Source organism: Salinivirga sp. (assembly GCF_055145285.1).
This window is the reverse complement of the sequence record NZ_JBSRDC010000027.1, coordinates 88,721-102,653: the sequence shown is the minus strand read 5'-3', so window position 1 is coordinate 102,653 and position 13,933 is coordinate 88,721. Positions and strand designations below refer to the sequence as shown.

The window sequence follows — 13,933 nt, the reverse complement described above, 5'->3', positions numbered from 1 at the left end:
TCATGGCAGATAATTATGTTTTTACAGGAATAGGATACGCTCATGGTAAATATAAGGTAACCAACAAGGAGATTGAGGAGGCAATAAGAGCTGGCTGGATTGGTGATTTTAATCCGGAACGTATTCTTCAGTTACCCGATTATAAAGCGTTTGTTGAGCAAAATGGTGAAACTTCACCGTTAGAATATTTTGCCTGGCAAAAGATGGGCTTTCATAACCGTTATCATGTAGTGCCCTTTCCTCCGGTTGAGGAGGCATTTAAGCGGGCAGAGTCCACGCTTGAACTAGGTGTGCGTGCCGTAGAAGATGCTTTACAGAAAAGTGGGGTTCATCCGGAGCATATCGACCTTTGGTTGGCCGGAACTGCTACACCATTCGAACAGGCCCCTGGTATTGGGGCTACTATCAAGGCCCATTTTACTCATTGGGATAATGCCCGGCCCGCGGCAACGGTTAATTCTGCCTGCGTGGGATTTAATATTAATGTAGAGCGCGCATTGGATTATTTTAACAGGCACCCGGAAGCACAAAACATCGTAATTGTGCATACTGAAGTGATGTCGGGCTTGTTGATGCATGAACCATCGTTTGTGCCCTACGTAACTTTTGCCGATGCTGCGGCAGCCGTTGTACTTACAAGAACAGAGGGCAAAGAAAAGGTAGGTGTTACTCATGTGCGCAATGGAGAAGACTTACACATGATAGATTTTCTCGGAGCCAACAAACAGGGGGATCTCTACATGGGGCCTACTCGTGTAAAGGAAAGGGCTACACAGAATATTGTCAATATATCAAATCAATTGCTGGAGGCTAACCATTGGACGGTTGATGGTATCGATATGCTTATTCCCCATCAAACGGGGCATGCCATTGTGCAACCTGCAGCAGCAGAGTTAAAAGTGCCACCTGCAAAACTTTACCAGGTTGTTCAGCTGGAGTATGGTAATCTTAGCGGGGCGAGTGTCCCATTTGGTCTGGGCTTACTTACCGATGAAAATAAACTGCAACCGGGAATGAAACTGGTTACTTCGGTTTGCGGATTAGGAGGGGAGTTTGGCGGTTTTTCCTATATCGTACCAAAACCCCGGAAGAAACCCAAAACATATCGTCCGCTAACCGGAAAGTTGGCACTTGTCACAGGTGCAACAGGCGGGTTAGGCCAACAAGTCACAAAACAGCTTGCCAACGAAGGTTGCGATCTTATTTTGCAATATAACAGTAACCTGAACAAGGCTGAAGAGTTAGGACAGTGGCTGGACAAAAAAGATATTAATTATCGCATCATCAGGTGCAACTTTGCTGACACGAAAGAAGTTGAAACCTTTGCCAGCCAAATCAATAATGAGTATAAAACCATCAATTATCTAATACACACTTCTGCTATTACGGGTAGTCTGAGTCGGGCAACAGAGGTAACTGCAGATGAGATGGCTACAAGTTTACAAGTGAACCTGCTCAGCATAAAAACTATTACAGATACTTTGGTTGCAAAGGTTGAAGATACCGTGCTGATAGTGGGTTCGGTAGCCGAAGATGCGCTTTTTAGTGGTTCATCTACCTATGTGGCCTCAAAAAGAGCTTTACACAGTTATACCGCCGGTGTGGCAAGAGCTTTTCATAGACAGGGTGTAAAAACCATTTATTATATGCTTGGGTTGTTAAACAGCGGTATGGTGGATAAACTTAATCCTAAACAGCAGCTGTCAGCCATGATGAGCATTAATCAGCCACGGTTATTGCCGGCAGAGGAGGTGGCCGACAGGATTGTGCGTTCGCTTTACAGACCAAAAGTTGCTAATGTGCAACATTCCTGGGAAGGTGATTTAATTGTGCGTCGTGATGGTTATTACTGGATAAAAAAATAGAACTATGGAGGAATTCAATTATATATTGAGCGGATTTGGACATGCCGCCGGAAAATACGAGGTTACAAATCGGATGCTTGAAGAAGCAGCAGAAAACGATATGCTTGATGGTTTTAATCCGGAATTAATAAAACACAGCAAAAATTATCAGGCTTATCTCAAAACACATCCCGATGTTACCCCTTTTGAATATTTCGTGGGTTATAAAATGGGTTTTCAAAAGCGGCACCATGTAACGCCCTGGCCTCCCATTAAGCAAAACCAGGATGTGGCAGAAAATTCTCTCGATCTTTTGGTTGAGGCTGTTCAAAAAACTTTAGATAACGCAAACCTTGATGCTGAGGATATTGATGGCTGGGTTGTAAGTACGGTGTCGCCGCAGGAACAAGCACCGGGCATAGCAGCAACTTTAAAATGCTATTTTACTAAAGATGATAATATTACACCAGCAATGACGCTTACATCGGGCTGTGCCGGTTTCAATATTGCTTTGCGCCGTTCGCTTGACTTTTTTCGATCACGTCCTGATGTAAATAATATTTTGATTGCCAACACCGAGACCATGTCTCATTTTCTCAATCGAAAGCGGGATTTTGTATACCATGCGACATTTGGCGATGCCGCTGCAGCAGCCATTATTTCCAGGGTGACAAAAAAGGGAAAACATGAGGGCGTTGGAGCTATTGTGAATCATCATGATTTGCGCATGATTGATTTTGTAGGTGTAGATAAAGACTGGAACCTCTATATGGATGGTGCTGCTGTAAAACGGCGTGCAGTGCCTAACCTCATAGACTCTTCCAATGAAGTGCTTAAACGCGATGATTGGAAACTTGAGGATGTTGACCTTGTGGTGCCACACCAAACGGGTAATGCAATTTTACACACGGTAGCCGATGAGATAAGCTTGCCGAGAGAAAAAATGTTCCAGGAGGCTCAGAAAGAATATGGTAACGTTTCAGGAACCACAATTCCCATTGCTTTATCGATGCTTCAGGAACAAGGCCGCTTAAAACCAGGAATGAAATTATTATGCCCCACAGCAGGTGTTGGCGGTGAATATGGAGCCTGGACCTATGTTGTGCCCAAAAGTATGAAGGCTGCAGGTAATAAAGCAAAGAAACCTCATGCGCTTCTTAAAAATAAAAAATTACTGGTACTATTTGGCGACAATACATTGGGCGTTTTACTTGCAGAAAAATTAAAAAACACCGAAGTTGAAGCACATTTTCATGTAAACAATGAAAATGAATATAAGAAGCAACTTGAAGACTGCTTAAAAGATGCTGAGAAAATAAATTTGCTTCATCACGAAATAAACGCTTCCGAAGAAGCAACTGAATTTCTTCAGAAGTTTGAGCAACAGCAATGGGACTACGTGCTGAATATTGGGATGGCATCAGAAACAATATACGGATTTACGGAACTCCCAGAGGCAACCAGTAGTATTCAGGAAGTTTTTGATCGCCTAAGCCGTGAGTTGTTGCCTAAGACCAGTCAAACTATGGTCGCATTAGGCCACCCCCTGGAAAAAGCGCCACTTACCGAGCCAAGTCCTATAGCGGCGGCAGCATCCGGCTGGCACGGACTATCTGGTAGTATGGCTGGGGAGGCGATTTCGAAAGGTGTACGTACAGTATGGTTTATTCCGGCTGTTTATGAAGAATTAACCCGGTATATGTCTAAAAGAGGACGTATTGCAGCTATGAAAGGCATGCATCAAGAGTACCCCTGGGCAGACCTTGATCAGCTTGCCGAGCGAGTTATACGTTCCCTGTATTTACTCAAAGTACCTCATACTTACGACAAATACCAGGGACCGATGATTTTAAGAACAGATGCATGTGCATTTCGGAAGTAATAGTTTAAAACCTTATATTAATGAATTCGAGCATTTGCCAATGGTGTTTTATAATAGTTCTAATAGTTGCAAATATTGGAGGAATAACTGCTCAAAGGATATTTGTTTATGAAACACCTTTTGCCAGCGGAATAGTAGAAGCTGTATACCAAAAAGACTCAACAGACTACCAGATTAAAATTTATGTGATGGATCACGGCGCCAGGCTTAGTGCTGATATTCTGGGAAAGCATAAAGGGAAACCAATTAATAAGCGAATACTTTATGCCAATGGTTTTAGGTATACTTTTGATCATAAAAAGAAGCTGGTAACCAAGGTTCCTCAGGAAAGGGACTCTGCACTTTATGCACTTGATTATTATACTAAAACAGGAACAGATGATATTTTGGCATATCAATGTAATGTATATAAAAGTAAGCAACTTAAACTTTGGTTTTATGAGCAATTGCTTATGAAATTAGCTGTGGAAGGTAAAGTGATATATTACGTGAAGTTTATTAATGAAAATGCAGCGCTTCCCACCAATATTTTCAATATCCCTTCAGATTATGAGCTCAGGGAAATAAACTATAACTTTGATAATTAACCAATAGCAACAATTATGTTTTGAGCAAGTTTTAGGCTAATGTGCCGTGATTCGTTATCTACAATAAACTGAACAGCCTCTAATTCTGTATCTATTTCATTTATTCGGATGCTTTTCCCAATAAGTGTTGCCAATTCGCTCCACAAGCTGCTTTGATAATTTTCAGGGAAGGGTTTTATTGCAATTGGTTTAACAATCATGTCTTCCTTGCATTTGCTCAATAAGGTTGTTTTATAGGGGTTTGAATCTGTAAGTGGATGCCCGAAAAGGCTAATTTCGGGTGCAGGCGTGTGTAACTTCATCTTATCTATAATTAAGTCGGAGAGACCCGGCTCTGCTTTAACAGCTTCGCTTTTAGCTCTGAAGGGCAATAATTTGAATTGTGTAAAAAAATATTTTTCGATTATTCCAATTCTATAGAAAAGTGTTTCGGCTATTTTTTTACCTGCAATTGTAAGTTCATAGGGCTTGTATGGTTCATATAAAATATATCCTTCATCGCGCAGTGCTCTTGATATTTCAGTAATGGCAGCTTTAGAAACACCCAGTTTTTTCGCCGCGAATGTTGTGCGCAGGCGCTCTTCGCGCTGTGTATACTCGAACAGGGTTGTTAAAAAGATTCTGGCATTATGCGATAGCATGTTTTATAGTAACTTATTGATTTTTCTAAGTAGCTTTTTGGGACGAATAGGTTTTGTGAGGTATTCATCGCAACCTGCTTGCAAGCTAAGGTCTTTTTCATCACTCATGGCATAAGCAGTTTGGGCTATTATGGGCAGATCTTTCCTGATTTGCTTTATTTGTTTTGTTGCTTCATAACCATCTAGGTTTGGCATTTTTATATCCATAAGCACCAAATCTATTTTTGGATTTGATTCTACTTCTTCAACGGCTCTTAAACCGTCTTCTGCCCAAATAATTTTTGCTCCTGTCTTTTTAAGTGCTTCTTTGATAAAGAAAAAATTGTTTTGTTCATCTTCAGCTACCAGAATTTGAATGTCTGACCAGTCGTAAGTTTCTGCTAACTCTGTACTGGGAACCGGTTGGCTTGTGCTGTGGTCTTTCAGCGGAAAGCTGAAGAAAAATTCGGAGCCCTTTAGTTCATCTGTTGTAAAAGCTATTTTACCCCCCAGAATGTCAACAAGCTTTTTTGAGATGGACAAACCCAGCCCGGAGCCTCCAAATTGTTCGATGGATTTTCCGCTGTTGTAGTTTTCGAAAATATGCTTTTTATCTTCCTCTGAAATACCCAGTCCGGTATCTTTTACAAAAAACACGATTTCATTTTCAGTGAAACGATAACCAAACTTTACTTCTCCCTTACTGGTGTACTTCAGCGCGTTTTTTATTAAATTGCTCAGCACTTGTTTTATGCGGAAGTCGTCGTGGTTAAAGTACAGTGCTTCATCTTCGTTTCCAGGAATATAATATTCAAGTGAGACAGCATGCTTATGCACGGCATCACGATTTTCTTCAATAGATGCATGCAGGTCTATAAGCACCTGGTTGATGTTGAACTTGTTTTTATTGATTTGAATCTGGTTGGCTTCAATTTTTGATAAATCCATGATGTCGTCTACCAGTGCGAGTAGAGAGGCTCCGCTTTTGTTTATCAGTTCGGTAAATTCTTCTCTTTGATCATCCGTAAGGTCGGGATCGGTCAATAGATCGGAAAAACCTATTATTGAGTTCAATGGTGTTCTGATTTCATGCGAAAGGTTGGTTAAAAATATGGTTTTCAGCTTATCGCTGTCTTCTGCTTTTGTTTTTGCTTTTTGCAGCTGGCGTTGAATATCTGCCTGCTGTGTTATATCGCGACTTATGCCCACAATACCTAAAAGTTCACCGTTTTGATCGACAATAGGTACTTTAAGTGTGTCATAAAGCACTCTGTTGCCATCATTGTCTGTTTCCCATACGCTGAGTTCTAAACGTTCTTTGGTGTTAAGTATTTGCTGGTCAGTTCGTTTAAAATCTTTGGCCTTTTTTTTATCGAAAAGTGTAGCGTCTGATTTTCCTATGAAGTCTTTTTCTGATTTAAAACCATTGAACTTTTTGAAAGCATTGTTTGCGCCAACATATTTTAAGGTGCGGTCTTTATAAAAGATAAGATCAGGTATAGAATTTATCAGGCTGGTTAGTAAGGCTTTTTCTTTTTTCAGTTCTTCATCCTTTTGTTCTCGCTCTGTTATGTCAATACCAACAAGGAAATTGATGGTCTCCTTGTTCGTTGCTTTTTTTATTTTTCGTTTGCTTATATCAAAAGTGCGCATCCGGGAGTTGGTGTCTACCAACTTTATCTGATAGTTCTGATTTTTTTGTTCGCCACCCTTGTGTTCAAGTAATGAGATCAGGTTTTTGTCGGGTAAGGCATTTGTGTCAAGCTTCTTATTGAGTATTTCGTCCTTTGGTTGTCCAATAAGTTGTGCGAAGGCATTATTAACCAGCTTTACTTTTTTATTTTCATCCTGAGCTATTATCAGGTGCGGCAAGGTATCCACCATGCCCTCTACAAGAAGTTGGTAATCGTATAACGTTCGTTCAGCATTATGCCTTATATCAATTTCTTTACTCTTCATCTGTTTTAAATCAAGATATTTTCTTCTTTGATTTATCAACAGAAACAGGAGCACGGCAATAATTAAAGCTAGCACGTAATAAGGCCAGTAGACTATCGGCTTTTTTTCTGTAATTTGATTAGGGTGTACCTCCCCGAACCATTTCTGATAAATACGGTTATATGTGCCTGTTTCTCTTAAAATATTCAGCCCTTCGTTAAATTGAACAAGCAGGCTGTCGTTAGTTTTGGAGAAAGCAAATGAATATTGCAGGTTTTTAAAGTTTATTGGAGGAACTTTAATCATTTTGTAGTTGTTGCGCTCAATTAAATACTTTCCGCTTAAACTACTTATGATAGCAGCATCGGCATCTCCGTTAATGACATCCTGCAGGCATTGGTTTTGGGATCTTCTGAGTACGAGGTGACCTGCAAATTTTTTGTTATTGCCCATCATCTCATAAAGTAACTCATTTTGTAGGGACACCTTATAGGGCATAATGTCTTCAGGGTTCTTAATGGATGACTGGTAAGGAATATAAATACCAAAAGATACCATATTGTATGGTATGGATAGGTTATAGGCGGCTTTGTTCTCTTGCGATTGAAAACAAAAACTGATAAAGTCAATTTGACCACTATCCAGCATTTGATACAGGGTCTCTTTGTCTCCTTTAACGAATTTTAAATCGTAACTAAACAGATCAGATAGTTGGTGTAGGATATCAATATTAAAACCAATGATTCGCTCGTTAGACGTAAACTCATAAGGCGGATAGTTTGTCCTTATCCCTACTTTAAGTTTTTGTTTTTCTGCCTGTGCAAAACTTAACGTTGCAAAAAACACTATAAATAATAAAAATCTATGCATCTATTATTGTTTAGCCTCAGTCTTTTAAAATTAGTAACTTTAAGCTGCTTTAAAATTAATTGAAACATTAAAGATTATGTATTCAATATTACAAAAAACCAGGTTGTAATTGATATACAGCTTTGTTGTTTATTTCAAATTAGTCAACAAGATATAAAAATAACACATATATGCCAAAGTGCCTACTGCGAAAAGTATTTTTCTTTAAATTTGATAAAAAATGTAACGATAACGAACGGCTAATACTATGATTAAATTATTTTTTTATGCCATAAAGTACTTCAGGAGTTTGGTCTTTTTGTTGATGCTTGTCAGCTCAGCCTCCAGTGCTCAGGACAATTCTATATTGAAAAATATTGACAGGCCCTCAGATGCTTTTGTTGTTGATGAATACCAAATTGACCTGCCCAAACAAAGACGAGAAATAATGCAAAATGAACCTGCCTGGCAATTTGCTGTACCTGTAGAAACAAATTATCCTTTTACTCTGCAGGCAGAAGGTGATAAAAAAGGCGGTAATGCACACTATCTATTAAAAATAAAAGCCAATGATGCTTTTGCGCTGAACTTTACACTTCAGGGTTTGCTGAAAGGGCAGGTGAGGAGTGTGTTTGTGAAAAACGTACAGTCAGGTATCGTATATGGGCCCTATGACCCTGTTCAGAATGAATTTGACCTAACAGCCTTTCCTGTTTTTATGGCTCCCGAGATAGTGATTGAGATTATTGCCGATAAAAAGTTAAAGTCTGACATGGTCAAGTTGCATAGGCTTGGTATCACTTATGATGAGGAATCTTTTCCCAGCTCAGGTGAATGCAATGTAGATATCAATTGTGAAGAAGGTATGCCGTGGCAAGAGGTGAAAAATGCTGTAGCGCGTATTGTCTACGATAATGGATGGCTTTGCTCCGGCACATTGGTTAACAACACACGTAATGATTTTACTCCATATTTTCTAACAGCCAACCACTGCATCGACGATGATTATTCAGCGGCTAATATGGTTTTTTATTTCAAATACGAAAGCTTGTATTGCGATGGTCCGGAAGAAGATTATCCGAATCCGAATGCATATACCATCAGCGGAGCAACATTAAAAGCCAGTAAATATGACGTTGAAGGGAAACTGGATTTTTCGCTTTTAGAAATTTCCGAACCTGTTCCTGAAAGCTATGAACCGTTTTTTGTTGGTTGGAATGCTTCATCCGATGCTCCGGGAACTACTGTTGGTATACATCATCCCAAAGGAGATGTGAAAAAAATCTGCATTGATTACGATTCGCCCGTGACATCGCACTTTGCTGAATATGATCGATATACATTTTGGCGCATTCTTAGATGGGATGTGGGTGTAACAGAGGGAGGCTCAAGTGGCAGCGGGTTGTTTAATAGTAATTTTAAACTTGTGGGAACGCTTACTGGCGGCGAGGCTACGTGCGACAATCCGGTTAATGACTATTATTTGAAGTTTAGCGAAGCTTTCGATCGATATAGTGACTCCACAGCACAGCTTAAATATTGGCTCGATCCGGAGAACAAAGATGCTGCATATTGGTATGGGTGGCCTATGGAGAATCAGACAGATGAGGATGAATACTATATTGGCCCCAACCCGGCAGATCGGAATCTTACGGTTTATAATCAAAACTTATCGGGCAATGTTTCGGTGAAAATCTGGGATTTAGGTGGAAATCTAATGTGGCAGAAGGCTTATAGCAATGTAGACAGGCTAATTGTTATAAACATACCTGACAATCTTGTTGGTTTGCATGTGCTTCAAATTAAGACTGAGCAAAAGAATATAAAGAAAAAACTTGTAATACAATAGTACCACCTCAAACCAAATAAAACCGTAGGGTAGGGTGCGTTTTATGTAATTTTTTTGTACTAATCTTCCGCAGGTCATATTATGCATAAAGTAGCAAAAATTTTATTAAGAATTTTAGGCTGGAAACTTGAAGGTCGGGTGCCCGATGCCCAAAAGTATATCATTGCTGTGGCGCCACATACCTCCAATTGGGATTTTGTTATTGGCCGCCTTGTAGCTACTAATATGCGACAAAATGTGCATTTTTTAATTAAAAAAGAACTGTTCTTTTTTCCTTATAGCCTGTTGCTCAAAGTATTGAAGGCAATTCCAGTCAACAGAAACTCACCAAGATCTATGATTGAGCAAGTGTTGAAAAAAATGAAGGGCCAGGATAAGTTTGTATTAGTTGTTACTCCTGAAGGTACACGTAAACGCACAAGAAGATGGAAAAAGGGTTTTTATTTTATGGCCAGTAAAGTCAAAATTCCAATTTTACCCGCAGCCATCGATTATGAAAAAAAGAAGGTGGTGCTGGGAGAAATAATAGAACCAACGAAAGACCCGCAAACTGATTTCGAAAATCTTATTAGATTTTATAAATTCGTAGATCCTGAACCGCGGCATGGCGATAAGTTTGCCTACCCACAAAATATGTAAAAGTTATGAATAATTTGCGTGTTACATTAATGCAATGGAACCTGATATGGGAAGATCCGGCAGCAAACAGACTTCGTTTTAGCGAGCAATTTGAGTTCCTGAAAGACACCACAGATATAGTAGTTTTGCCCGAAATGTTTACTACAGGCTTTTCTATGTCACCTGAAAAAGTTGCTGGAGTTTGGCCCGATGACACCCTTGCATGGATGAGAAAGGAGGCCGCACGGTTTAATTTTGTCATTTGTGGAAGCATAATGATCAAAGATCAGGGCCGCTTTTATAACCGTTTTGTATGGGTTGACCCTACAGGAGCAGAAAAAATTTACGATAAACGTCATCTTTTTCAGATGGGCGGTGAAGATATGATTTATGCATCTGGTAACCAGCAGGTTGTAATTGATTATGAAGGCTGGCGCATTGCACCATTCGTTTGCTACGATTTGCGTTTCCCGGTTTGGAGTCGTAATAAAAACAGTTACGATTTAGGTATTTATGTGGCCAATTGGCCTTCGGCGAGATATAAAGTTTGGGAGAAATTACTTGTGGCAAGAGCCATCGAGAACCAGTGTTATATTGCCGGCGTTAACCGGGTAGGTACAGATGGCCGGGAACTTACCTACAGTGGTAATTCTTCTATGATAAATCCAAGAGGTGAAATTGACCTGGCACTTACTCCTGGTATTGAAGAGTATAAAACAGTTGAAATCTCATTGGCTGACCTTAATGCTTTTCGTGAGAAATTTCCGGTAATGACAGATGCCGACGATTTCGAGCTTAAACTTTAATCGACGGTATCCAGGAGGGCATGGACTTCGAAGAAGGACGTTTACCGTAAAATAAATCGTCAAGAACCACGGCTATTCTTCTGAATATTTTTGAATGGCGTATTCCATAGCGTATGCTGTTATGTAAAAAATTATCGGCATGTGCATATGGGCACACGGCCATGCAACGGCCGCAATCTGTGCCGGCTGTTTGCCAGTAGGTAAAGCAACTTTCTGCGTTTATTTTCCAACGCAGAACCCCATCCTGCATTTTACGGGCGTGGAATGGAATTGATTGGCCGGGACATACTATAGCGCATTTTTTACAATACGTGCAAAATTCATTCATGCTGTAGGCCAAAGATGAAATGCTATCTGTTTCAAGCGGTGCGTTGGTAGTTACCACAGCAATGCGCACTCGCGGACCTTGTTTTGGGGTCATCAGCAGTCCCATGCGGCCTATTTGGCCTAAGCCGGCATCGCGTGCCACAAGCGGACAAACAACTTCATAATTACCATCGATATGTGCCTGGGCTTCGTAACCCAATTCTCTCAAAAAAGCGGCAAGTTGTACTGCTGGCACACCTGATTTCAGGTATTTTTCAGCTGATTCCATCACGGCAGAACCTTTTGGTGCTGCCGTGATAAAAGCTTCATCCATTTCCACAGTGAAGGCAATACCGTTTTTGTATCGAGGTGTTACCGGCTGGTTGTATGTTTTACCGCGTCCTTTGGTATGGTAATAATGGTAATTTTGCATTTGTGTAATACCTACATCAGCCATGCCCTGCTTTTTTATCCACTTTTTTATAAAATGGGTTAGCTCTCTTGGTGGTAGTTTTTGCTGGTTCTTATTTTTCGATCCTTTTATGAAGGTGCTTAGCTTGCTAATGGTTTGAAAAGATGCTTCTGCTGCTGCAAAGCTTACCGGATGATAGAAAACTGACTTTGGATTTAATAACCCGGGTTTTTTTCTCCATGTTGTATCAGGAGTAAGGTGTTCTGGATGGGCCGTGTAATAGACTTCGAAATTTTTACTCCCGGGCACTAATTCTCGCCTGGAGAACATTGTTGCACGTTCGTCATGTTGCTGTAAGGGTGTCTTTGGTGCAAATTTTTTCTGCTTTGGGTTATAAAGAAATGCAGGGATTAACAGTGCCGTTGCAAACAATAATGTCAATGGATAATAGGAGTTTGCTACTGCAGGAAAAAGGGTTGGTAGTAAATAGGGCACGGGTAATATTAGAGCGAAAATTATACTCCAAAAAACAGCTCTGCAGGAGCGCTCGTATGCCAAAACTAAACCGCCAGCAACAGCAATTGTAAAGATAAGGATGGCAAGGATTAGGTTTATTAAGGTTGTTGGTGACATATATTTGCTATCGGTTGTAACTGCTTAAGTAATCTTGTATGAACAAAGATAACTTTTTAGCTTTTTAAACAAAATAGCCGGTCAACCATTAGTTGAAGTAAAAGGAGTTATAAGGCTTTTCAAAATAATAGTTTTGAATTGTCCTATAAAAGTTATAATATGCAATAAAATCAAGCTATGGCCTTACATCAACCAGCAATTGAGCTTTGGGGATTACAAATAAATGAGCCGGTAACCGTTGGAACAGATCTGTTAGTAGCAGGTGTCTGTTTGTACGCATTTATCCAATTATTACGCTTACCTTATCATAGCAGGTTAAAATCCTATCTTTTGTGGTATTTTATCCTCATGTCGATTGCCACCGCAATTGGTGGTTTGATTGGTCACGCCTTTTTATGGTATTTTTCAGCCAGTTGGGAGAATCCTGATTGGGTAACCCAAATTATTGATCAAATAGCATTTCTGAAGTCTCATGAACCAGCTTATGCCTGGAAACTACCCGGATGGATCTTTAGTATGCTTTCTGTAATGTTTGTGGAGCGGGCGGCCATTGAACAGGTACGGCCTGTGGTAAAAAAAGGTGTGGGTAGTGCTTTTAAAATTGTAAACCTCGTCGAGCTATTCACATTTATGGCTATAACACTAGCAACACTTAATTTTCGATATGTCGAAATTCACTCGGGTTACGGTCTTATGTTTGTTGTACTTAGTTTACAGGGATATGCTTATATCAGAACGAAAAATGAAGGTAGTAAACTTTTCGTAATCGGTGTTGCAGTAGCTGCAGTAGCTGCGCTCTTTTATATGTATGAAATTGGCATCAGTAAATGGTTCAACCATTTCGATATCAGTCACACCTTAATGGCTGTGAGTGCTTATATTTTTTACCGGGGATCTGTTAAAATGTTAAAGAAAAACCACGATAGACTTCTATTCCGTTAGTTTAATAGTATTCGTATTCGTAGTTAATTATCTGTTCAGGTTTTTTAATATCCATGTTCCAATAGATATCTTGTTTTAGTAAGCCGTTGGGATAATATTTGTAAATTGTTTTTTCTACAATTTCTCCATTATCGTTTTTGCGAATCATAGATATTTTTTGACCTTTTTCATTGTACGTGTGAGATACTTTATTTCTCAAATCACCTTTGGGGCCATAATTCTTAATGGTTAAGGAATCGTTTTTATGACTTTTAATTATGTGTTTATTCGAGCCTGCTTCCGTAGTAGGGTCGATATTTTCGGAGAAGCAAATATTTCCACTTTTATCGTACCGAATTACTTTGACTATTTCTCCTTGTTTATTGAAGAAATAAGATTGAATTAACCGGCCTTGATCATCAGGGTCATAAAAAGCCAGGTCGTGAGCGTACTGCATCATTTTTTTAACATGATACTTTTTGTATAAGTTATCCGTTTTATTCTGCTCTTTTTGCTGTGATTTTTGATTGTCAGATTGGCAAGCGGCAAAGAATAATACCACAACTAAAGCTAATGTGAATCGCATATCCCTGTTTTTGAGGCTAAAGTAAGTTAAAATGGGAAGCTGTGCAAAATTAATTCGTTAAACAAATATCATCTTTAATTTG

The 13,933-nt window shown here is 39.6% G+C and carries 11 protein-coding genes; 7 read left to right on the top strand and 4 right to left on the bottom strand.

Going from position 1 to position 13,933, the window contains the following annotated elements; genetic code table 11:
• Positions 1-2 precede the first annotated feature (2 nt).
• The 3 genes from ACTB0Y_RS05910 to ACTB0Y_RS05900 are packed head-to-tail and all read left to right on the top strand — an operon-like array spanning position 3 to position 4,313.
• A complete protein-coding gene (locus tag ACTB0Y_RS05910) occupies positions 3-1,865 on the top strand; it encodes an SDR family NAD(P)-dependent oxidoreductase (protein ID WP_463205887.1) in 1,863 nt (620 codons plus the stop codon).
• Positions 1,866-1,869: 4 nt separating this feature from the next.
• Positions 1,870-3,726 carry a 3-oxoacyl-ACP synthase III family protein gene (locus ACTB0Y_RS05905; protein WP_463205886.1) on the top strand — a complete coding sequence of 619 codons (1,857 nt, stop codon included), beginning with the start codon at positions 1,870-1,872 and terminating at the stop codon, positions 3,724-3,726.
• Between the two features lie 20 nt (positions 3,727-3,746).
• On the top strand, positions 3,747-4,313 hold the full coding sequence (locus ACTB0Y_RS05900) for a hypothetical protein (protein WP_463205885.1): 567 nt from the start codon (positions 3,747-3,749) through the stop codon (positions 4,311-4,313).
• On the opposite strand, the gene ACTB0Y_RS05895 is transcribed toward ACTB0Y_RS05900, so the two are convergent.
• Both ACTB0Y_RS05895 and ACTB0Y_RS05890 read right to left on the bottom strand, forming a co-directional pair.
• Positions 4,310-4,954, bottom strand: coding sequence for a metal-dependent transcriptional regulator (locus ACTB0Y_RS05895; protein WP_463205884.1), 645 nt, complete (start codon positions 4,952-4,954; stop codon positions 4,310-4,312). The genes ACTB0Y_RS05900 and ACTB0Y_RS05895 overlap by 4 nt on opposite strands.
• A gap of 3 nt (positions 4,955-4,957) precedes the next feature.
• Positions 4,958-7,741 carry a transporter substrate-binding domain-containing protein gene (locus ACTB0Y_RS05890; RefSeq protein ID WP_463205883.1) on the bottom strand — a complete coding sequence of 928 codons (2,784 nt, stop codon included), beginning with the start codon at positions 7,739-7,741 and terminating at the stop codon, positions 4,958-4,960.
• Between the two features lie 247 nt (positions 7,742-7,988).
• On the opposite strand from ACTB0Y_RS05890, the gene ACTB0Y_RS05885 reads away from it, so the two are divergent.
• From ACTB0Y_RS05885 to ACTB0Y_RS05875, 3 genes are all read left to right on the top strand, one after another.
• Positions 7,989-9,569: a T9SS type A sorting domain-containing protein gene (locus ACTB0Y_RS05885; protein WP_463205882.1), complete on the top strand. Its 1,581-nt coding sequence runs from the start codon at positions 7,989-7,991 to the stop codon at positions 9,567-9,569.
• 81 nt (positions 9,570-9,650) lie between these two features.
• Positions 9,651-10,208, top strand: coding sequence for a 1-acyl-sn-glycerol-3-phosphate acyltransferase (locus ACTB0Y_RS05880; RefSeq protein WP_463205881.1), 558 nt, complete (start codon positions 9,651-9,653; stop codon positions 10,206-10,208).
• A gap of 5 nt (positions 10,209-10,213) precedes the next feature.
• Positions 10,214-10,993, top strand: coding sequence for an amidohydrolase (locus ACTB0Y_RS05875; RefSeq protein WP_463205880.1), 780 nt, complete (start codon positions 10,214-10,216; stop codon positions 10,991-10,993).
• On the opposite strand, the gene ACTB0Y_RS05870 is transcribed toward ACTB0Y_RS05875, so the two are convergent.
• Positions 10,983-12,344 carry a 4Fe-4S dicluster domain-containing protein gene (locus tag ACTB0Y_RS05870; protein ID WP_463205879.1) on the bottom strand — a complete coding sequence of 454 codons (1,362 nt, stop codon included), beginning with the start codon at positions 12,342-12,344 and terminating at the stop codon, positions 10,983-10,985. The genes ACTB0Y_RS05875 and ACTB0Y_RS05870 overlap by 11 nt on opposite strands.
• Before the next feature lie 177 nt (positions 12,345-12,521).
• On the opposite strand from ACTB0Y_RS05870, the gene ACTB0Y_RS05865 reads away from it, so the two are divergent.
• The gene (locus ACTB0Y_RS05865; RefSeq protein WP_463205878.1) at positions 12,522-13,286 is read left to right on the top strand and encodes a DUF6962 family protein; all 765 of its coding nucleotides are present in this window, start codon (positions 12,522-12,524) and stop codon (positions 13,284-13,286) included.
• A gap of 1 nt (position 13,287) precedes the next feature.
• On the opposite strand, the gene ACTB0Y_RS05860 is transcribed toward ACTB0Y_RS05865, so the two are convergent.
• Positions 13,288-13,851, bottom strand: a complete 564-nt coding sequence (locus ACTB0Y_RS05860) for a hypothetical protein (protein WP_463205877.1) — start codon at positions 13,849-13,851, stop codon at positions 13,288-13,290.
• Positions 13,852-13,933 lie beyond the last annotated feature (82 nt).